18 protein-coding genes and 1 pseudogene are annotated in these 18,872 nt (G+C 74.4%); 8 read left to right on the top strand and 11 right to left on the bottom strand.

Annotated features, from left to right (window positions below; all coding sequences use genetic code 11):
- Positions 1 to 284: 284 nt before the first annotated feature.
- A complete protein-coding gene (gene dxr / locus MET2598_RS0124345; protein ID WP_018262674.1) occupies positions 285 to 1,445 on the bottom strand; it encodes a 1-deoxy-D-xylulose-5-phosphate reductoisomerase in 1,161 nt (386 codons plus the stop codon).
- Positions 1,446 to 1,711: 266 nt separating this feature from the next.
- Here dxr and MET2598_RS0124350 point away from each other — a divergent pair, with 266 nt between their 5' ends.
- Positions 1,712 to 3,709, top strand: a complete 1,998-nt coding sequence (locus MET2598_RS0124350) for a methyl-accepting chemotaxis protein (RefSeq protein ID WP_018262675.1) — start codon at positions 1,712 to 1,714, stop codon at positions 3,707 to 3,709.
- Positions 3,710 to 3,758: 49 nt separating this feature from the next.
- On the opposite strand, the gene MET2598_RS0124355 is transcribed toward MET2598_RS0124350, so the two are convergent.
- From MET2598_RS0124355 to MET2598_RS0124375, 5 genes are all read right to left on the bottom strand, one after another.
- On the bottom strand, positions 3,759 to 4,604 hold the full coding sequence (locus MET2598_RS0124355) for a phosphatidate cytidylyltransferase (RefSeq protein WP_012330612.1): 846 nt from the start codon (positions 4,602 to 4,604) through the stop codon (positions 3,759 to 3,761).
- Positions 4,604 to 5,407 carry an isoprenyl transferase gene (locus tag MET2598_RS0124360; protein ID WP_012330611.1) on the bottom strand — a complete coding sequence of 268 codons (804 nt, stop codon included), beginning with the start codon at positions 5,405 to 5,407 and terminating at the stop codon, positions 4,604 to 4,606. Before MET2598_RS0124360 ends, MET2598_RS0124355 begins: the two co-directional genes overlap by 1 nt.
- 73 nt (positions 5,408 to 5,480) lie before the next feature.
- Positions 5,481 to 6,044: a ribosome recycling factor gene (gene frr / locus MET2598_RS0124365; RefSeq protein ID WP_012330610.1), complete on the bottom strand. Its 564-nt coding sequence runs from the start codon at positions 6,042 to 6,044 to the stop codon at positions 5,481 to 5,483.
- Positions 6,045 to 6,179: 135 nt separating this feature from the next.
- The gene (gene pyrH / locus MET2598_RS0124370) at positions 6,180 to 6,902 is read right to left on the bottom strand and encodes a UMP kinase (protein ID WP_012330609.1); all 723 of its coding nucleotides are present in this window, start codon (positions 6,900 to 6,902) and stop codon (positions 6,180 to 6,182) included.
- A gap of 103 nt (positions 6,903 to 7,005) precedes the next feature.
- Positions 7,006 to 7,998: a class I SAM-dependent DNA methyltransferase gene (locus MET2598_RS0124375; RefSeq protein ID WP_018262676.1), complete on the bottom strand. Its 993-nt coding sequence runs from the start codon at positions 7,996 to 7,998 to the stop codon at positions 7,006 to 7,008.
- A gap of 133 nt (positions 7,999 to 8,131) precedes the next feature.
- On the opposite strand from MET2598_RS0124375, the gene MET2598_RS0124380 reads away from it, so the two are divergent.
- The 5 genes from MET2598_RS0124380 to MET2598_RS0124400 all read left to right on the top strand — a co-directional run bounded on the left by MET2598_RS0124380 (position 8,132) and on the right by MET2598_RS0124400 (position 13,029).
- Positions 8,132 to 9,229: a ligase-associated DNA damage response exonuclease gene (locus MET2598_RS0124380; protein WP_018262677.1), complete on the top strand. Its 1,098-nt coding sequence runs from the start codon at positions 8,132 to 8,134 to the stop codon at positions 9,227 to 9,229.
- The gene (locus tag MET2598_RS0124385; protein ID WP_018262678.1) at positions 9,226 to 10,932 is read left to right on the top strand and encodes a cisplatin damage response ATP-dependent DNA ligase; all 1,707 of its coding nucleotides are present in this window, start codon (positions 9,226 to 9,228) and stop codon (positions 10,930 to 10,932) included. Before MET2598_RS0124380 ends, MET2598_RS0124385 begins: the two co-directional genes overlap by 4 nt.
- Entirely contained in the window at positions 10,929 to 11,429 is a 501-nt protein-coding gene (locus MET2598_RS0124390) for a secondary thiamine-phosphate synthase enzyme YjbQ (RefSeq protein ID WP_012330605.1), read from the top strand. Before MET2598_RS0124385 ends, MET2598_RS0124390 begins: the two co-directional genes overlap by 4 nt.
- Positions 11,430 to 11,490: 61 nt before the next feature.
- Positions 11,491 to 12,138, top strand: coding sequence for a DedA family protein (locus MET2598_RS0124395; protein ID WP_012330604.1), 648 nt, complete (start codon positions 11,491 to 11,493; stop codon positions 12,136 to 12,138).
- 225 nt (positions 12,139 to 12,363) lie between these two features.
- A complete protein-coding gene (locus tag MET2598_RS0124400) occupies positions 12,364 to 13,029 on the top strand; it encodes a response regulator (protein WP_012330603.1) in 666 nt (221 codons plus the stop codon).
- A 55-nt stretch (positions 13,030 to 13,084) separates the two neighbouring features.
- On the opposite strand, the gene MET2598_RS0124405 is transcribed toward MET2598_RS0124400, so the two are convergent.
- Complete coding sequence (locus tag MET2598_RS0124405) at positions 13,085 to 13,471, bottom strand: hypothetical protein (RefSeq protein ID WP_026190927.1); 387 nt, start codon at positions 13,469 to 13,471, stop codon at positions 13,085 to 13,087.
- A 386-nt stretch (positions 13,472 to 13,857) separates the two neighbouring features.
- Here MET2598_RS0124405 and MET2598_RS37285 point away from each other — a divergent pair.
- Positions 13,858 to 14,543: pseudogene (locus MET2598_RS37285) on the top strand (sigma-70 family RNA polymerase sigma factor).
- Positions 14,544 to 14,562: 19 nt separating this feature from the next.
- Here the strand turns inward: MET2598_RS37285 and MET2598_RS0124415 are convergent.
- Both MET2598_RS0124415 and MET2598_RS0124420 read right to left on the bottom strand, forming a co-directional pair.
- Positions 14,563 to 14,823, bottom strand: coding sequence for a hypothetical protein (locus MET2598_RS0124415; RefSeq protein WP_012330600.1), 261 nt, complete (start codon positions 14,821 to 14,823; stop codon positions 14,563 to 14,565).
- Between the two features lie 64 nt (positions 14,824 to 14,887).
- Positions 14,888 to 15,778, bottom strand: a complete 891-nt coding sequence (locus MET2598_RS0124420; RefSeq protein ID WP_018262681.1) for an AraC family transcriptional regulator — start codon at positions 15,776 to 15,778, stop codon at positions 14,888 to 14,890.
- Here MET2598_RS0124420 and MET2598_RS0124425 point away from each other — a divergent pair.
- Positions 15,777 to 16,187, top strand: a complete 411-nt coding sequence (locus tag MET2598_RS0124425) for a DUF2000 family protein (RefSeq protein ID WP_012330598.1) — start codon at positions 15,777 to 15,779, stop codon at positions 16,185 to 16,187. The genes MET2598_RS0124420 and MET2598_RS0124425 overlap by 2 nt on opposite strands.
- Before the next feature lie 134 nt (positions 16,188 to 16,321).
- Here the strand turns inward: MET2598_RS0124425 and MET2598_RS0124430 are convergent, their stop codons facing one another.
- Positions 16,322 to 18,007, bottom strand: coding sequence for a methyl-accepting chemotaxis protein (locus tag MET2598_RS0124430; protein ID WP_012330597.1), 1,686 nt, complete (start codon positions 18,005 to 18,007; stop codon positions 16,322 to 16,324).
- Positions 18,008 to 18,315: 308 nt separating this feature from the next.
- Complete coding sequence (locus MET2598_RS37290; protein WP_012330596.1) at positions 18,316 to 18,789, bottom strand: winged helix-turn-helix transcriptional regulator; 474 nt, start codon at positions 18,787 to 18,789, stop codon at positions 18,316 to 18,318.
- Between the last annotated feature and the right edge of the window lie 83 nt (positions 18,790 to 18,872).

Genomic DNA, 18,872 nt, shown 5'->3' on the forward strand with positions numbered 1-18,872 from the left:
CAAAATCAAGACCCGGGGCGCGGTCCGGCCGCGACCGGCTTCCGCCCCGGGCGTCCGGGGCCGAGGGCCCGGGCGCGCATCCGCCTGTCATACCGCTTCCCGTGCGCCGAGGACAGGGCGCGGATGCGCCGCCCCCGCCCGGCTCCGGCCGCGGTTAACGGCGCGCTCGGGCGGCACGCCACCGTGCGCCTGAGCGGCGGCCGCTTCGGCGGCGACTTCGGCGGCGATTTCGGCGCCGGGCACGATGCGGGAGCGGGATTCTCGGCCGGATGGCGCGGTGCCGGTCAGCCGAGGGCCTGCGCGCTCCAGCGCCGCACCTCGTCGTCCATGGCGAGCGCCTCCCCGACGTCGGCCGGGGCGGCGGGGAAGCGGGCCGCGAAGGCCGCGCAGGCCCGCTCGACGAGGGCGGCGATGTCGTAGAAGCCGATGCGCCCGGCGATGAACGCCGCGACCGCGATCTCGTTGGCGGCGTTCATCACCGTCGGCTGCGCGCCGCCCGCGGCGAGCGCGGCCTTCGCGATGCGCAGGCAGGGGAAGCGCTCCTCGTCCGGTCGCTCGAAGGTGAGGCTGCCGGTGGCGGCGAGGTCGACGGGGCGCCCCCGCGCGACGGTCAGGCGCTCGCCGATGCCGAGGCAATGGGCGATCGGCACCCGCATGTCCGGCATCGCGAGCCCGGCCGTCACCGCCCCGTCCCGCCACGTCACTAGGCCGTGGACGATGGATTGGGGGTGGACCACGACGTCGAGCCGCTCGGCCTCGATGGCGAAGAGGTGGTGCGCCTCGACGAGTTCGAGGCCCTTGTTCATCAGGGTGGCGGAATCGATGTTGATCTTCATGCCCATCGACCAGGTCGGGTGGGCGGCGGCCTGGGCGGCGCTCGCCGCCGCGATGGTCTCGCGCGGGGCCGTGCGGAAGGGCCCGCCCGAGGCCGTGATGGTCATCCGGGTGATGTCCTCGACCTTGCCCTCGCCGATCGCCTGGGCGAGGGCGTTGTGCTCGGAATCCATCGGCAGGATGCGGGCCCCGTAGCGCCGCGCGTCGCGCATGAAGGCGTCGCCCGCGCAGACGAGGCTCTCCTTGTTGGCGAGGGCGACGGTGCGCCCGAGCCGGATCGCCGCGTGGGTCGGGCCGAGCCCCGCCGCGCCGCTCACCGCCGCCACGACGAGGTCGGCCTCGCGGCTCGCCGCCTCGACCACCGCCTCCGGCCCGGCCCCGCAGGCGATGCCGCTGCCCCCGAGGGCGTCCCGCAGGGCCGGCCCGCCCTCCGGATCGGCGAGGGCCGCGAACTCGGCCCCGAGCGCGCGGGCGACGCGGGCCAGGGAGGCGGCGTCCCTGCCCCCCGCCACCGCGGCGACCCGGAAGCGGTCGCGGTGCTGGTCGAGGAGGTCGGCGGTGGAGCGCCCGATGGAGCCGGTCGCCCCGAGCACGGTGACGGTGCGCGTCAAGGTCTGAGATCCTCACTGGTCCCGGAAGCCATATCGAAGCGGAGGGCCGATCGGCAATCCGTCCGGTTTCGCACCCGCCCGCGCGCCCGCGCCGCGGCGCCCGTCCGCCCCGGACGGCCTGCGGCCCGGGGCCTCGGTCCGGCCGGCGCAAGTCTCCCGCATAGTGCGGCGCAACCAAGATTCCGAGCCGAATCGCGGCATGTAAAGCATTTTTTTAACCAGTCTGCACCCTCATGACGTTGCGGAAAACTGCAGGGTGGACGAAAATGAAGCTGGGAATTCGGTGGCGGCTCTACGCGGGTTTCGGCATCCTGGTGCTGCTCACCGCCGGACTGGGTCTGTTCTCCCTACGGCAGCAGCGCCTCACCATGGACAATTACGAGGCGCGCGAGGGGTTCGAGGCGCGGGCCCGCAGGGCCACGCACGCCACCGCGCTGGCGGCGCGCCTCGCCGAGCAGTCCGAGGCCTACCGGGCGACCTGGTCGCCCGAGCTGATCGCCCGGATGCAGGAGAGCCGCGGCGCCCTGGAGGAGCTGAGCCTCCGGATGGTCAACCAAGCGCTCACCGACGAGCGGCGGCAGATCTACCTGCGGGTCAGCGCGAACGCCCGGCACTTGAGGACGCAGATCGACCGCCTCGCCGAGGCCGGCCGGGCGGTCCTGCGCGAGAAGGACAGGCTCTTCAAGGGAGGTGAGGAGCTGACGCGGCTCACCGGCGGGCTGACGGCGGAGATCAGGGAGCGGGACATCAGCGCCCAGGTCGCGCAGGTGGCCGCGGTCGAGGCGGCCGTGCTCCTGACGCGGGTCTCGAACTGGCGCTTCCTCGCCACCCTCGATCCGAATGGGGCGGTCACGTTCCGGACCCATGTCGGCAAGGCGCAGGACGCGCTCGAGACCCTTCGGCGCACCGACCCCAAGGGGCTCTCCGCCGCGGCGATCCGCGCCGTCGAGGGCGCGCTCGACGCCTACGCGGCGGCGTTCGAGTCCACCTTCGCCGCCATGGCCGAGGCGCGGGCGGCCTACGAATCCGGCATCAAGCCGGCAGTCTCCGCGATCTCCGACGACGCGACCAAGGTCCAGGGCAAGCTCCAGGAGGTCGTCGACGCGTCGCGGGCCGAGGCCGCCGCCGCCGTGGAGGCCGCGCGCCTGACCCAGCTCGTCCTGGTCGGGCTGGTCCTCGTCCTCGGCGCCGCGCTCGCCGTCCTGATCGCGCGCAGCATCGTCCGGCCGATCATCGGGATGACGGAGGCGATGCGGCGCCTCGCGGAGGGCGACATGGGTGTCGAGGTGCCGGCTCAGGGGACGTCCGACGAGATGGGCCGCATGGCCGCGGCCGTCGAGGTCTTCCGCCGCAACGCCCTCGACCGCATCGCCCTTGAGGCGGCCCAGGCCGAGGCGCAATCCGCCCGCCAGCGGCGGGCCGACCGGGTCGACGCACTCGTGCGCGGCTTCCAGCAGCGCATCGCGGGGGCGCTCGAGATCGTGACCTCGGCCGCGACCGAGCTCGACGCCACCGCCCGCGGGATGACGCGGGTCGCCGACGGGACGAACCAGCAGGCCGCCGCGTCGAGCACCGCCGCCGAGCAGACCGCCGCGAATGTCCGCATGGTCGCGACCGCCGCCGAGGAGATGGTGGCCTCGCTCCAGGAGGTCGAGCGGCAGGTGCTGCGCTCCAGCGAGGTCGCCACCCTGGCGACGCGGGAGGCCGAGGCGACCAACGCCAGCATGGCCTCCCTGAGCGAGGCGGCCGAGCGCATCGGCGCGGCCGTGACGATGATCTCCTCGATCGCCAGCCAGACCAACCTGCTGGCCCTGAACGCGACCATCGAGGCCGCCCGGGCCGGGGAGGCGGGGCGCGGCTTCGCGGTCGTCGCCGCCGAGGTCAAGGAGCTCGCCGGTCAGACCGCCCGGGCGACCGACGAGATCGGCGGGCAGATCGCGGCGATCCAGGCGGCCACGCAGCAGGCCGCCGCGGCGATCCGGCAGATCGGCGCCACCATCGCGTCGATCAACGAGATCACCGGCACCATCGCCTCGACCGTGGTGGAGCAGACCGCCGCCACGAACGAGATCTCGCGCAATGCCGGCGAGGCGGCCCGGGGCACGCAGGACGTCTCCGCCAGCGCGACCCGGGTGCTCAGCGCGGCGAGCGAGACGGGCGGCGCGGCCTCGCAGGTTCTCGCGGCGGCGGCCGAACTCGCCTCGCAATCCCTGACGGTGAAGCGGGAGGTCGACGGCTTCCTCGACGCCATCCAGGCGGCGTAGCCGCCGCCGACGTAGCCGCCGCCGGCGCAGCCGCCGGCCCTGCGGGCCCTCACCCGGCCTGCAGGGCCAGGATCAGCCCGGCGAGCAGCGCCACGGCGAAGAACCCGTCGAGCCGGTCCATGACGCCGCCGTGGCCCGGGATCAGGCGGCCGGAATCCTTGGCGCCGTAGGCCCGCTTGAGGGCGGATTCGGCGAGGTCGCCGCCCTGGCTCAGCACCGAGCCCAGCGCCGAGAGAAGCAGGGCGGAGGCCGCGGGCAGGCTCGCCGCCCCGCCCAGATGGGCGGCGTTCGCCGCGATGGCGCCGCCCACCAGGGTGGCGCCGAGGAGTCCCCCGCAGAAGCCCGACCAGGTCTTCTTCGGGCTCACCGCCGGCCAGAGCTTGGGGCCGCCCAGCGCCCGGCCGGTGAAGTAGGCGGCGATGTCGGTGGTCCAGACCGTGCCGAACAGCCAGAGCGGCCCGGCGAGCCCGATGCGGGGATCGTCGCGCAGCAGCACGGGCACGAGGGCGACGACGCCCGCGCAGGCGAGGCTCAAGGGGGCCCAGAGCCGGCCGGCAGGCGGCCGGGCCAGGAGCGCGAGCAGCGCGGCGCCCGCCCCGGCGCCGGCGGCGAGCCAGGGCGCGGGCGCCCCGAGCCGCGCCCCGGCGACGAGCCCGGCCAGCACCAGCCCGGCGAGGCCGAGCAGGGGCCGGTAGGGCCGCGTTCCCGTGATGGCGAGCCACTCGCCCACGATGGCGAGCCCGGCCGCGAGCCAGACCAGGGCGAAGAGCCAGCCGCCGGTGAGCGTGGCGGCCAGCACCGCGAGGCCCAGCACGGCGCCCGAGACGGCGCGCAGCCCGAGCTCGCTCGCCGGCCAGCCCGCGCGGCCGGCCGGGACCTTGCCGGGGGGCGCCATCAGCCCGCCTGCGCGGAGAGCCCGCCGAAGCGGCGCTCGCGGCCCTGATAGGCGTCGATCGCCGCCGCGAAGGCGGCGCGGTCGAAATCCGGCCACAGGTCCGGCAGGAACACGAATTCCGAGTAGGCGGTCTGCCACGTGAGGAAGTTCGACACCCGCTGCTCGCCCGAGGTGCGGATCACCAGGTCGGGGTCGGGGATCCCCCGCGTGTCGAGGGCGCCCGCCACGGCGTCGAGGTCGATCGCCTCGGGGGCGAGCCGCCCCTCCTGCACGGCCCGCGCAAGGGACTGCACCGCGCGGACGATCTCCTGGCGCCCGCCATAGTTGAAGGCGACCACCAGGGTGAGCCGGGTATTGGCGGCGGTGCGCTCCTCGGCCTCGCGCAGCAGGGCGGCGATGTCCGCGGGCAGGCCCTCGCGGGCGCCGATGATCCGCACCCGCACGCCGTTCGCGTGCAGGTCGGCGAGGTCGCGCCGCACGAACAGCTTGAGCAGCCCCATCAGGTCCGCGACCTCCGCCGCGGGCCGGCGCCAGTTCTCGGACGAGAAGCTGTAGACCGTGAGGTAGCCGATGCCGAATTCGAGCGCGGCGCGCACGGCCCGCCGCACCGCCTCGACGCCGCGGCGGTGGCCCTCCGCGCGCGGCAGGCCGCGGCGGGCGGCCCAGCGCCCGTTGCCGTCCATGATGATGGCGACGTGCGCCGGGATGTCGCGCGCCTTGCCGCCGTTCGACTGGCCACCGTTCGACTGGCCCGCGCTCGTCTGCGCGTCCGCGAGGAGTGCCGTCTTGCCGTCGCCCGCCATCCCCGCCCCGACCTGTCGGACGGGCCCTGCCGGCCCGTGCGCACCCGTTGTGGAAGATCCCTGCCGATCCCGATCAGACCTGCATGATCTCCTTTTCCTTCGCGGCCAAGGTCTGATCGACCTCGGCGATGTGCTGATCGGTGACCTTCTGCACCTGATCGGCCTGGCGCTTCTCGTCATCCTGGCTGATGGCGCCGTCCTTCTCCAGCTTCTTGAGCAGGTCGAGGCCGTCGCGGCGCACGTGGCGGACGGCGACGCGGGCCTCCTCGGCGTATTTGTGCGCGACCTTCACCATCTCCTTGCGGCGCTGCTCGTTCATCTCGGGGATGCGCAGCCGGATGGTCTGGCCCTCGGTCATCGGGTTGAGGCCGAGATCGGATTCGCGGATCGCCTTCTCGACCGCGCTCACCATGCCGCGGTCCCAGACCGCGACGCTGAGGAGGCGCGGCTCCGGCACGCTGATCGTCGCGACCTGGGCCATCGGCATCGCCGCGCCGTAGGCCTCGACCTGGATCGGGTCGAGCAGGGTGGGGCTCGCCCGGCCCGTCCGCAGCGAGCCGAGGTCGTGCTTGAGCGAGTTCACGGCGCCCTGCATGCGGCGCTTGATGTCGGCGAGATCGAAGGTGGGGGTGGCCATTCCTGCTCTTCCCGAGACGGAGCCTGCGCGCGGAGCCGGCGCCCCGGGCGCCCGCCCCTCGTTCCGGCTTCAATGAACCAAAACCCGACCTGTCGCAAATGGCTCCGGCGCTGGTCGTTTCCGGGCCGCGCCGCGTCACGGCACCACGCGGGTGGCGGGGGCCCGGCCGGTCAGGATCGCCGTCACCGAACTCGGCGCGTGGACGGAGCCGACGACGAGGGCGAGCCGGCTCTCGCGGGCGAGCGCGAAGGCGGCGGTGTCCATCACCTTGAGGTCGCGGGCGATGGCCTCGTCGTGGGTGAGCCGGTCGTAGCGCACGGCCCTGGGATCCTGCTTGGGATCGGCCGAGTAGACGCCGTCGACCTGGGTCGCCTTCAGCACCGCGTCGCACTTGAGTTCGGCGGCGCGCAGCACCGCGGCGGTGTCGGTCGTGAAGTAGGGGTTGCCGGTGCCGCCCGCCAGGACCACGACCTGTCCCTTGTCGAGGTGGTGCAGGGCGGGCTGGCGCGCGTAGGTCTCGCAGATGGTCGGCATCGACACCGCCGACATGGTGCGGGCGGTGACGCCCGCGGCGTTGAGCGCCGTCTCGAGGGCCAGCGAGTTCATCACGGTGGCGATCATGCCGAGGGAATCGCCGGTGGCCCGGTCGATCCAGCCCGCCGCCGAGACCCGTGCGCCGCGGATCACGTTGCCGCCCCCGACCACCAGCGCCACCTGAATCCCGGCCTGCAGCGTCTGGGCGATGTCCTCGGCGAGGGCCGCGAGGGTCGGCGGGTGGAGCCAGTAGCCGTCCGGGGCCTGAAGGGCCTCGCCGGAGAGTTTCACGAGGACGCGGCGAAACGGCGTCGTCTCCGACATGGGGCCTCCTAGGGGAAATCGGGCGCGGGCGGGTTCTACCCCGGGGGGGCTGGTGCGTCGAGGCGGGATCGTCCCGCCCCGCGGGAGCCTCCCGGGGGCATCCTCACGGCGCGAGGGCGGGGCTGCCGGCCGGCCCTCCCGCCGCCTCGGCGGCCGACGGCCCGTGGGTCGCCCGCCCCAGCACCGCGAGCCAGCCCGGCACCTCGGCCCCGCGCTCGCGGCGGGTCGAGGCCGCCTCCAGCCGCAGGATCGCGAGCCCCGCTGCGGCCGCCTCCGCGCGCACCAGCGCCTCGCCGTGGGCGTAGCGCCCGTCGCTGCCGAGCACCGCACCCTCGCCCGCATGGGCCTGCAGCGTGAAGGCGAAGAGCCCGCCCGGGGCGAGGGCGCGGGCCACGCCCGCGAAGGCCGGCCCCAGCGCGCGCAGATACACGAAGACGTCCGCCGCCACGACGAGGTCGGCCCCTCCGGCGGGCTGGCCGGCCAGGAAGGCGGTGAGGTCGCCCTCGTGCAGGGCCGCGTAGCGCCCCAGGCGCCGCGCCTCGGCCAGCATGCCGGGCGAGAGGTCGACGCCCTCGATGGCGACGACGAGGTCGTCGAGGGCGCGGGCCGCGAGGCCGGTGCCGCAGCCGAGGTCGAGGGCGCGCCGGAAGGGAAGCGGGTGGCCCGTCGCCAGGAGCGCGTCCCGGAGCATCGCCGGGGCGCGGTAGCCGAGCCCCTCGACGAGGTGGCGCTCGAAGCGGCCCGCATAGCCGTCGAACAGCGCCCGCACGTAGGCGGGCGACAGGGCGGCCTCGCCCGCCTGCGCGCCGAGTTCGGCGAGGCGCAGCCGCGCGCCGAGCGCGTCGTCCGGGTCGAGGTCGAGGGCCGCCGCGAAGGCGCGCCGCGCCCGCTCCCGCGCCGCCGGGTCGTCCCCCGCCTGCGCCTCGCGGGCGCGCCCGAGCAGCAGCCAGGCCGGCACGTAGTCCGGCACCAGGGCCAGCACCTGCTCGGCGAGGTCGGCCGCGGCGGCCGCGTCGCCCTCCGCGAGGGCCGCCTCGGCCCAGACGTAGCGGCGGTCGGCGAGGAGGTCGCCGGAGGAGCGGAGCGGCACGGTCATGGCAGGGCAGGTCGGCAGGGCAGGTCGGCAGGGCAGGTCGGCAGGGCAGGTCGGCAGGGCAGGGGGCGGGGGCGCGGCACGGACGCCGGGAGGAGCGCCCCTATATACGGTGTCCCGCCGATCCCGGACCAGCATGGCCAGAAGCGACGACCTCCTCACCCTCACCCGCGAGGGCCTCTACTGCCCGCTCGGCGACTTCCACGTCGACCCGGTCCGCCCGGTGCCGCGGGCGCTCATCACCCACGGCCATTCCGACCACGCCCGCGCCGGCCACGGCCGCGTGCTCGCGACGCCCGAGACCCTGCGCATCATGGCGGTGCGCTACGGCGAGGACTTCTGCGGCGCCCGCCAGGAGGCGCGGCTCGGGGAGGTGCTCCGCCTCGGCGACGTCGCCGTCCGCTTCGCGCCCGCCGGCCACGTGCTGGGCTCGGCCCAGATCGTGATCGAGGCCGCCGCCCGCCGCATCGTCGTCTCGGGCGACTACAAGCGGGCCCCCGACCCGACCTGCCTGCCCTTCGAACTCGTCCCCTGCGACGTGTTCATCACCGAGGCGACCTTCGGCCTGCCGGTCTTCCGCCACCCGGACGCGGCCGACGAGGTGGGCAAGCTCCTCGATTCCGTGCGGCTCTTCCCCGAGCGCACCCACATCGTCGGCGCCTACAGCCTCGGCAAGGCGCAGCGCGTGATGGCGCTCCTGCGCGCCGCCGGCTACGACGCGCCGATCCACCTGCACGGGGCGCTGGAGAAGCTCACCGACCTCTACAAGCGCGAGGGGATCCCCCTCGGCGAGACCCCGAAGGTCGCGGCCGCCGACCGGCCGAAGCTCGGGGGCGCCGTCGTGCTCTGCCCGCCCTCCGCCATCCAGGATCTCTGGTCGCGCAAGTTCCCCGATCCGGTCACGGCCTTCGCGTCGGGCTGGATGCGGGTGCGCGCGCGGGCCCGCCAGAAGGGCGTCGAACTGCCCCTCGTCATCTCCGACCACTCGGATTGGGACGATCTCTGCCGGACCATCGCGGAGACCGGCGCGGGCGAGGTCTGGGTCACCCACGGCCAGGAGGACGCGCTCGTGCATTGGTGCGCGACGCGGGGCATCGCCGCCCGGCCCCTGCACATGCTCGGCTACGGCGACGAGGGCGAGGCGGAACCGGCCCCGGGCGACGCGGAGCCCGCGCGGGGCGGGACGCAGCCCGCCCGCGGCGGGGCGGGCCCCGCCCAGGGGGGCGCCGCGTGAACGACTTCGCCCATCTCCTCGACCGCCTCGCCTACGAGCCCCGGCGCACCGCGAAGCTGCGGCTGCTCCAGGACTACTTTTCCCGCGCGCCCGATCCCGAGCGCGGCACCGCGCTCGCCGCCATGACCGGCGCCCTGACCTTCCGGGAGGCGAAGCCCACCCTGATCCGCGGCCTCGTCGAGGCGCGGGTCGACCCGGTGCTGTTCCGGATGTCGTACCACTACGTCGGCGACCTCGCGGAGACGACCGCCCTGATCTGGCCCGCGCCCGCGGCGCCGGAGCCCGGCGGGATCGGCCACAACGCCCCGCCGCCGCAGGTGCCGAGCCTGAGCGAGGTGGTCGAGGCGCTCGCCACCATCGGCAAGGCCGAGCTGCCCGCCCGCATCGCCGCTTGGCTCGACGTCCTCGACGAGACCGGCCGCTGGGCGCTCATCAAGCTCATCACGGGCGAGCTGCGGGTCGGCGTCTCGGCGCGCCTCGCCAAGACCGCGGTGGCGAGCCTCGGCGGCGTCGAGCCGGACGCGGTCGAGGAGGTCTGGCACGGGCTCAAGCCCCCCTACCTGCCCCTCTTCGCCTGGGTCGAGGGCCGGGCCGAGCGGCCCGAGAGCCTCGATCCCGCCCCGTTCCGGCCGCCGATGCTCTCGCACCCGGTCGACGAGGAGACCGACTTCGCCAGGCTCGACCCCGCCGCCTTCGCGGCCGAGTGGAAGTGGGACGGCATCCGGGTGCAGCTGGTCGGCGGGCCCGACCGCGCCGGGACCGCGGTCGCCCGCATCTATTCCCGCACCGGCGAGGACATCTCCGCCGCCTTCCCGGACCTCGCCGAGGCGATCCGCTTCGAGGGCGCCCTCGACGGAGAGCTCCTCATCCTGCGCGAGGGGCGGGTGCAGAGCTTCAACGTGCTGCAGCAGCGCCTCAACCGGAAGGCGGTGACGGGCCGGCTGCTCCAGGACTTCCCCGCCCATGTGCGGGCCTACGACCTGCTGGCGCTCGACGGCGAGGACCTGCGCCCGCTCCCCTTCGGGGCGCGCCGCGCCCGGCTCGAAGCCTTCGTGGCCGGCCTCGACCACGGGCGCATCGACCTCTCGCCGCTCGTGCCCTTCGCCGATTGGGAGGCGCTGGCGGCGGCGCGGGCCGACCCGGCCCAGGCGGGGGCCGGCGAGGATGCCGACGCGATCGAGGGCGTGATGCTCAAGCGCCGCGACAGCCTCTACGTGCCGGGCCGGCCCAAGGGGCCGTGGTGGAAGTGGAAGCGCGAACCCTACCTCGTCGACGCGGTGATGATGTACGCCCAGCGCGGGCACGGGAAGCGCTCCTCCTTCTACTCGGACTACACGTTCGGGGTCTGGCGGGACTCCCCCGAGGGCGGCGAGGAGCTGGTGCCGGTCGGCAAGGCCTATCACGGCTTCACCGACGAGGAGCTCGCCAAGCTCGACCGCTACGTCCGCAACCACACGGTCAAGCGGTTCGGGCCCGTGCGCGAGGTGGAGTATGGTCCGCGCCAGGGCTTGGTGCTGGAGATCGCCTTCGAGGGGCTCCAGCGCTCGACCCGGCACAAGTCGGGCGTCGCCATGCGGTTTCCCCGGGTGAACCGGATCCGCTGGGACAAGCCGCCCGCCGAGGCCGACCGGATCGAGACGCTGGAGCGCATCCTGGAGCGGGGCGAGCGCGAGGTGATGCCGGGACGGGAGATGGCGCGATGAAGCGGATCGAGACGATCGCCGGGGGCGCGGTGACGCGGCAGGTGACGGGCCGGCTCACGGTGAGCACGAACGGGCAGGGGTTCACGGAGATCACCCAGGAGGTGGCGGGCTTCGTGCGCGACAGCGGCATCGCCCAGGGCCTGCTCACGCTGTTCTGCCGCCACACCTCGGCCTCGCTCACGATCCAGGAGAATGCCGACCCGGACGTGCGCACGGACCTGCTGGCCGCCCTCGACCGGCTCGCCCCGCGCCAGGGCGCCACCCTGTACGACGCGGAACTGCCCGGGCGCGGGCAGGGGCGGATGTTCTACCTGCACCGGGACGAGGGCCCCGACGACATGCCCGGCCACATCCGCACGATGCTGACCGATTGCTGCCTGGCGATCCCGGTCGCCGAGCAGCAGCTCGCCCTCGGCACCTGGCAGGGCGTCTACCTGATCGAGCACCGGGACCAGCACCATCGGCGGGAGGTCGTGCTGCATCTCCTGGGGGCGTGACGGCCCGGCGGCGCGAGGGCGGCCCCCGGGAACTCGCCCGGGGCGGCGCGGTTCTTGCCGGATGCTGCATTCCCTGCTCGGAGACCTGTCCGGCCTGATCGCGCAGCACGGTCTGTGGATCGTGGCGCTGATCGTCGGCCTGGAGAGCCTGGGGCTCCCGCTTCCGGGCGAGACCTGCCTCGTCACCGCGGCGGTCTACGCGGGGGCCACCGGCGATCTCAGCCTGCCGGGGCTCGTCGCCTCGGCCGCCGGCGGGGCGGTGGTCGGCGACTCGATGGGCTTCTGGATCGGGCGCCGCCTCGGCCAGCCGGTGCTGATCCGTCACGGCCCGCGCATCGGCCTCACCCCGGACAAGATCAAGCTCGGGCAGTACCTGTTCCTGCGCCACGGCGGGAAGGTGGTGTTCTTCGGCCGCTTCGTCGCGGTGCTGCGGGTGCTAGCGGCCCTGCTCGCCGGGGCGAACCGCATGGCCTGGCCGCGCTTCCTCGTCTCCAACGCCACGGGCGGCCTGCTCTGGGCGACCGTGTTCGGCGGCGGCGCCTACCTGTTCGGCACCCGCATCGAGGCGGTGAGCGGTCCCCTCGGGATCGCCTTCCTGGCCGTCGCGGTGATCACCCTGGCTTGGCTGATCGTGACCGTGCGGCGCAACGAGGCGCGCCTGCTGCGGGAGGCCGAGCGGGCGCTCCCGGGCCCCGTGACGCCGCGCTGAGGCGCGTGACGCCGCGCTGACTGAGGCGCGCAGGCTCCGATTCCACCAGGTTTCGCCGGACGAGTGCCGGTCCGGCGGCCGTTTCGCGCGGTCGAGGGCGGGATAGCGCCGATTCCGCAGCCCGCCGAAATTGTCCGGCGCGCCGCAAAGGCTTAAGGTTCCGTTTCAAGAGGGCCGCCGGTCACCGGGTGCGAGGCTCCGTGGCGTGTGGGCGGGAGGCACCGCTTGAGTTCCGAGACCACCATCGTCGTCGCCGACGACCATCCGCTCTTCCGGGGCGCCCTGCGCGGGGCGGTCGGAGGCATCCTGCCGGAGGCCCGCATCGTCGAGGCCAGCGGCCTCGACGCGCTGACGGCGCTCCTCGAGCGCGAGGCGGAGGTGGACCTCATCCTCCTCGACCTCACCATGCCGGGGGTCCAGGGCTTCTCCGGCCTCATCTACCTGCGGGCGCAGCACCCGGCGATCCCCGTGGTGATCGTCTCGGCCAACGAGGATCCGGTGGTGATCCGCCGGGCGCTCGATTTCGGCGCCGCCGGCTTCATCCCGAAATCCCTCGACATCGACGAGATCGGCGGGGCGGTCCGGCAGGTGCTGGCGGGGGGCACCTGGGCGCCGCCCGACATCGCCCTCTCGGCCTCCGAGGACAAGGAGACGGCCGAGCTGATGCGCCGCCTCGCGACCCTCACGCCGCAGCAGGTGCGCGTGCTGATGATGCTGTCGGAGGGGCTGCTCAACAAGCAGATCGCCTACGAGCTCTCGGTCTCGGAGGCGACCGTGAAGGCGCACGTCTCGGCGATCCTGCAGAAGCTCGGCGTCGAGAGCCGCACCCAGGCGGTGATCGCCTCCTCGCGCATCGGCGCGACGCTCAAGCCCCCGGCCGGCGTCGCCTGAGGGCCGGGCCGCACCCGAGGCCGGGCCGCCGCACCCGGCCCGACGGGGGCGCCGCTCAGTAGCCGAAGCGGGCGTGGCGCCAGCCGTGGCGATGCCAGCCGTAGTGGCGCCAGTGCGGCCGGTGATGCCAGCCGTAATGGCGCCAATAGGGCCGGTGGTGCCAGCCGTAGTGGCGGTGCCGCCAGTAATGGTGCCGGTAGCCGTAGCGCGCCGGATAATAGCCGACGGTGCGGTAGGCGTAGGGCCGGCCCCAGCCGTGCCGGTGCCAGCCGACGTGGCGGCCGTGCCAGCCGTGGTGGCGCCAGCCGCCGTGCCAGCCGGTCCAGGCGGTGGGTGCGGCCGCGCTCGCCGCCGCCGTCTCGGCCGCGGCCGGGGCGGGCCGCAGGGCGGGGGCGAGCCCGCAGATCAGCATCAGTGCGAGGAAGAATCGTCCAAGACGCATCAGGGCCTCCGAGGTGTGAGGTGGCCAGGAACGGGTGTGCGGGAGGTAAGTTCCACCCCCTCCTCCGACCCGCCGCGCCCGGCCGCCGAGGGCCCGTCGCCCGCTCCGGCCGCGTCGTATCCAGGTCCGCCGGGGCAGCCCGGTCACCCGTGAGCGGGATGGACCGCGTCCCGCCGCTGAGTTCGGCAGATCTGGCGGTCCATGACGGGCCTGATCCGCCTATGCCGGGCCGGCCGACAAAGAAACGCCGGCGAACCGGGAACGGCGGGGGCGGCGCGGCATTCCTGCGCATCAGCTTGGCCGACCCATGCGCGGAGCAGAGCCGCTTGCGACCCGACCTTCTCGGCCCGCTCGCCGATGACGAGCCACCTGCCGCGGCCGCGTCCCTGTCCCTGCGGCTGCGGGCGGACGGCTCCCTGGACGGGCGTCCCGACCTCCCGCCCTTCCTGCGCGATCATCTCGGCCGGCACCTGCGGGCCTGCTACGCGGCGCTCCTGGCCGAGGCTCAGCCGGAACCGCTCCTGGCGCTGGTGGCGCGGCTCGACGCGGCCCTCGCGGCGGCGCGGCCGGCCACTTCCTTCCGGGACGAACTCGTGGCGTCCCTGCCCTGCCTGCGGGGCTTCGCCCTCTCGCTGACGGCGAACGTGGTCCAGGCGGACGACCTCGTGCAGGAGACGCTGCTGCGGGCCTGGCAGAACCAGGACCGCTTCGCGCCCGGCACCAACCTGAAGGCGTGGCTGTTCACGATCCTGCGCAACCAGTTCTACACTGTGGCGCGCAAGCGCCGGCGCGAGGTGGAGGACGCGGACGGCGAGCAGGCCGCCCGCATGGTCGCGCTGCCCGACCAGGAGGACGGCGTCGCGCTGCGCGAGGTCTGGACGCAGGTGGCGCGGCTGCCCCCCTCCAGCGCGAGGCCCTGCTGCTCGTGGCGGTGCAGGGGCTCAGCTACGAATCCGCCGCCCGGATCATGCAGTGCCAGGTCGGCACGGTGAAGAGCCGGGTCAGCCGCGCCCGCACCGCCCTGGCCCAGGCGCTCGAGGGCGGGGCGGCGCTCGGCGGCGCCTCGCCCTGAGGGCGGGCGCCGCCCCGGCTCAGCGGCCGGTGCCGCGCGAGGAGGCCGGGTCGTGGCCGGGCGCGTAGCCGGAGGCGCCGGAGGTGCCCTTGACGCTGCCGGTCGTCTTCATCTCGTGGCCGGGCGTGTAGCCGGAGGCGCCGGTCGTGCCCTTGGCGCTGCCGGATTCGTGCATCTTCTGGCCGGGCGGCTCGTTCTGCGGGTTGGTCGCCCGGGTCTGGGCCGATGCGGCGGTGGCGAGGAGGGCGAGGGCGGCGGCGGTGGCGATGACGCGCGTCATGATCCATCTCCATCTCGGGGACCGGCGGGCCCGGAGGCCGGGCCCGCTTCTGGTCGGGGCCCCCCTAACGGCCCGCCGCGCCGAACCGTTCCGCGGTGGCCAGCATCCGGCGCCAGCGCCCCGGCGAGAGGCCGTGGGCGCGGACGAAGAGGCGCGTCATGTGGCTCTGGTCGGAGAAGCCCGCCGCGGCCGCGGCCTCCGCGAGGCCGACGCCCGCCCGGATCAGCGCGCGGGCCTCGTCGAGCCGCCGCAGGGTGAGGTAGCGGTAGGGGCTGGTCCCGAAGCGGCGGCGGAACTGGCGGGCCAGGGTGAAGCGGTCGAGTCCGGTCAGCGCCTCGAGCTCCTCCGCGCGCACCCCCTCCCGATGCGCCTCGTCCAGGTAGGCGCGGGCGCGCTCGATGGCGGCCGCGGCGCCGGCCGGCTCGCGCCGCCGCCGGGCCGAGGGGTCGCCGGCGAGGAGGGCCTCGGCGATGTCCGCGACCGCCTGGTCGGCTTCGAGCGGTTCGAGGCCGCGGTCGAGGTCGGCGAGCAGGGGCACGAGGGCGGCCCGCAGCCGGCCGTCGTCGAGGACGGCGCGGCGCAGGAAGGGCAGGCTGCCGGCGCGGCCGTCGAGGGCCGCGCGCAGGCGGTGCGGCGGCAGGTAGGCCATGCGGTAGCGGAAGCCGGAGGCGGCGCCCGCGCGGCCGTTATGGACCTCGTCCGGGTGGATCACGATGAGGTTGCCCGCGAGGCTGTTCTGCTCCGCCCCGCGATAGTCGAAGCGCTGCACGCCCGAGAGGGTGAGGCCGAGCGCGTAGCAATCGTGCCGGTGCGGGTCGTAGGCGTGACCCGTGAAGAAGGCCTCGATGCGCGGGATGCCGCCCTGCTCGGGCGCGACGCGGATCCAGTCCGGGCGGCGCAGCCCGCACGATCCTTCAAGACGGTCGGCGCGACCGGGCGCTAGCTCCGGGTCCATGCGCTACGACACCAAGATCGCCATCGCGGTCCGGGATGACCTCGCATCCTGGCAGAAGCTCAACGTCACGGCCTTCCTCGCGGGGGGCCTGGTCGGGGCCCATCCCGACCTCCCCGGGGAACCCTACCGGGACGGGTCGGGCCGGGTCTACGGGCCGCTGGTGCGCCAGCCGATCCTGATCTTCGCCGGATCGGGCGAGGCGCTGGCCCGGGCCCTGGCCCGGGCGCGCGAGCGGGAGCTGCCCTGCTGCCTCTACACCCGCGACCTCTTCGCCACCGGCAACGACGCCGACAACCGGGCCGCGGTGGCGCGGGTGGCGACGGAGGATCTCGACCTCGTCGGCCTCGCCCTGCACGCGGACCGCAAGGCCGTCGACAAGGTGATGAGGGACATGGTCCTGCATCCCTGACGAGGCGCGGCCCCGCGCCCGGGCGCCGTCCCCGCCTCGCGGGGCGCGGGCCCGCTTCCGGTCGCGGCTCCCTCGCCCCCGGAACCTTCCGGGCCCGCGCCGGGCCCGACCGCGGCCCCGGAGCCCCGTCCCGGTCAGGCGGCCCTGACCTTCGCCAGGAACTCGGCGACCTCGCCGCGGAGGACCTCCGACTGGCGCGCCAGGTCGCGCGCCGCGCCCAGCACCTGCGTGGCGGCCGCGCTGGTCTGGCCCGCGCCGTCCCGCACCCCCGACATGGTCGTCGTGACCTGCTCGGTGCCGCGGGCGGCCTCCTGCACGTTGCGGGTGATTTCCTGGACGGCGCTGCCCTGCTCCTCGACGGCGGCCGAGATCCCGGCCGCGTAGGCCGAGATCTCCTCGATGACGCGGCCGATCTCCTGGATATCCGCGACCATGCCGCGGGTCGCGCCCTGGATGTCCCCGATCCGGGCGCCGATCTCGTCCGTCGCCTTCCCGGTCTGGTTGGCGAGTTCCTTGACCTCAGCGGCGACGACCGCGAATCCCCGGCCCGCCTCGCCGGCCCGCGCCGCCTCGATCGTGGCGTTGAGCGCGAGCAGGTTCGTCTGGCCGGCGATCCCGGAGATCAGCGACACGAAGGTTCCGATGCGCTCGGCGGTCTCGGTCAGGTGCTTGGCGGTGGCGTCCGCCCGCTTGGCATTCTCGACCGCCCGATCGGCGATCCGCGCGGATTGGGTGACCTGGTGGACGATCTCCTGGATCGAGACCGACATCTCCTCGCTCGCCGCCGCGACGGTCTGCACGTTCGTGGACGTCACGCCCGCGGCCCCCGCCACCGTCGCCGAGCGCCGGGTGGTGTCGTCCGCCACCGCCATCATGGATTGCGCCGTCGCCTCCATCTCGCTGGCCGCGCCGGCCAGCCCGGCCGTGAGGGTGGAGACGGCGCGATCGAAACTCTGGGTCAGCGCGTCGAGGGTGCGGGCCCGGCGCGTGCGCGCCTCGTCCTCGGCGGCCTGGGCGGCGGCGAGGCGCTCGGCCTCGATCGCGTTCCGCTTGAACACCTCGACGGCCGCCGCCATGGCGCCGACCTCGTCGCGCCGCGCGAGGCCGGGGACGGGCACCGTCCTGTCGCCCTCCGCCAGTCGCCGCATGGCCGCCGTCAGATCCTGGATCGGCCGCGCGAGCGTGCGGACGACGGCGAGCGACAGGAGGCCGGGAAGCACGAGGCCGAGGACGACCCCGCCGAGAGTGACGGCGTAGCCGAGACGGAAGCTGGTCTGCTGCTCGCCCGCGCGGACGCTCATCAGGTCCGTCTCGGCCCGCTCGATCTCGGCCACCTTGGCGCGGATCCGGTCCATCGCGGCCTTGCCCGCCCCGGAGCCGACCGAGGCCCGCGCCTCGTCGCGCGTGGACGGCTCCGACGTCAGGGCGATCTCGCGCTCGGCGATCTCGCGGCTCCAGGCCTGAACCAGCCGGTCGAGCTCCCCGAGCCGCGCCTGCTGGGCGGGATTGTCGGAGGTCAGGGACTTCGCCTTGTCGAAGGCCGCCCCGTAGGCCCTCCTGCCCGCCTGATAGGGTTCGAGGAACTTGGTGTCGGCCGTGATGATGTAGCCGCGAATGCCGGTTTCCTGGTCGACCATCGCGGCCGTCAGGTCGGTGGTGGCGCCGAGAACGTCGTAGGTGTGCTGGGTCCAGCCGACCTTCTGCTCGATCGACGAGAACTGAAGATAGCACGCCGCGCTGGCGGCCAGGGTGACGAGGGCCAGCAACGCGAAAGCGGCGGACAATTTTCCGCTCACGCCGAGGGACCGGGTCGTGCGCATCTGCGATCTCCTGTCGGTGCTCCGACATGGATCGGCCGCGCCGCGGGCGCCCTGGCGGGCGGCGGCTGCGGATCCGGTCTCGGAGCGTGGGCCCTACTCCTCCGTCAGAATCTTTAACAAAGGCCGAATTTGACCAGTCTATCGTCAGATTCAGTGATTAAGCCTTTCGGTTGTATCGGCTCTCAGAGTGGGATGACAAATGTAACGCTGCAATCAGCGGATGGCCCCGCATGCGCGGGTCGGCTCGACTGATTCGACCGTGGGGCAGGCGGCCCATCCCGCATCCGCCGGGGGGCGGCCGCCGGACCTCAGCCCGCCCCCGCATCGTCGCCCGCGTCGAAGCGCGCGCGGGCGGCGCGGATCGCCGCGTGGCGCTCCTCGGCCCAGGCGACCAGCCCGGCGAGCGGCTCCAGCAGCGATTCCCCCAGCGGCGTGAGCCGGTACTCGACGCTCGGCGGCTTCGTCGGGAAGACGGTCCGCGTCGCGAGACCGTCCCGCTCCAGGTGGCGCAGGGTCTGGGTCAGCATGCGCTTGGAGATGTCCGGCACCGCCCGGCCGAGCGCGCCGAAGCGGCGCGGCCCTTCGGCGAGCGCGATCAGGATCAGGCTCGTCCACTTGTCGCCGACGCGGTCGAGCACGTCCCGCACCGGGCAGGAGGCGGGGTCCGGGGAAGCGGGATCTTGGGAGGCGGGATCTTGGGAGGCGGGATCTTGGGAAGCGGGATCTTGGGCGGCGCGCCGCCAGCCCGCGAAGGCCCGCGCGAGGTCGGCCCGGGCGCTCACGCGGTTCCCTCGCGGTCACCCGGTCCCATGAAAGTGCCTCCTTCCGCGCGTCAACGGTCTCGCATAGGTACCATGGACCACAG

It is taken from the genome of Methylobacterium sp. WSM2598, assembly GCF_000379105.1.
Lineage (GTDB): Bacteria > Pseudomonadota > Alphaproteobacteria > Rhizobiales > Beijerinckiaceae > Methylobacterium.

Bases quoted from the DNA above. Each gene is read 5' to 3' on its own strand.
- pyrH (WP_012330609.1), bottom strand. From the start codon at position 6,902: ATGTCGGAGACGACGCCGTTTCGCCGCGTCCTCGTGAAACTCTCCGGC.
- MET2598_RS0124405 (WP_026190927.1), bottom strand. From the start codon at position 13,471: ATGCGTCTTGGACGATTCTTCCTCGCACTGATGCTGATCTGCGGGCTC.
- MET2598_RS0124380 (WP_018262677.1), top strand. From the start codon at position 8,132: ATGGCCAGAAGCGACGACCTCCTCACCCTCACCCGCGAGGGCCTCTAC.
- MET2598_RS0124420 (WP_018262681.1), bottom strand. From the start codon at position 15,778: ATGGACCCGGAGCTAGCGCCCGGTCGCGCCGACCGTCTTGAAGGATCG.
- MET2598_RS0124355 (WP_012330612.1), bottom strand. From the start codon at position 4,604: ATGGCGCCCCCCGGCAAGGTCCCGGCCGGCCGCGCGGGCTGGCCGGCG.
- frr (WP_012330610.1), bottom strand. From the start codon at position 6,044: ATGGCCACCCCCACCTTCGATCTCGCCGACATCAAGCGCCGCATGCAG.
- MET2598_RS0124375 (WP_018262676.1), bottom strand. From the start codon at position 7,998: ATGACCGTGCCGCTCCGCTCCTCCGGCGACCTCCTCGCCGACCGCCGC.
- MET2598_RS0124430 (WP_012330597.1), bottom strand. From the start codon at position 18,007: ATGCGCACGACCCGGTCCCTCGGCGTGAGCGGAAAATTGTCCGCCGCT.
- MET2598_RS0124395 (WP_012330604.1), top strand. From the start codon at position 11,491: ATGCTGCATTCCCTGCTCGGAGACCTGTCCGGCCTGATCGCGCAGCAC.
- MET2598_RS0124360 (WP_012330611.1), bottom strand. From the start codon at position 5,407: ATGGCGGGCGACGGCAAGACGGCACTCCTCGCGGACGCGCAGACGAGC.
- MET2598_RS0124350 (WP_018262675.1), top strand. From the start codon at position 1,712: ATGAAGCTGGGAATTCGGTGGCGGCTCTACGCGGGTTTCGGCATCCTG.
- MET2598_RS0124425 (WP_012330598.1), top strand. From the start codon at position 15,777: ATGCGCTACGACACCAAGATCGCCATCGCGGTCCGGGATGACCTCGCA.
- MET2598_RS0124415 (WP_012330600.1), bottom strand. From the start codon at position 14,823: ATGACGCGCGTCATCGCCACCGCCGCCGCCCTCGCCCTCCTCGCCACC.
- MET2598_RS0124390 (WP_012330605.1), top strand. From the start codon at position 10,929: ATGAAGCGGATCGAGACGATCGCCGGGGGCGCGGTGACGCGGCAGGTG.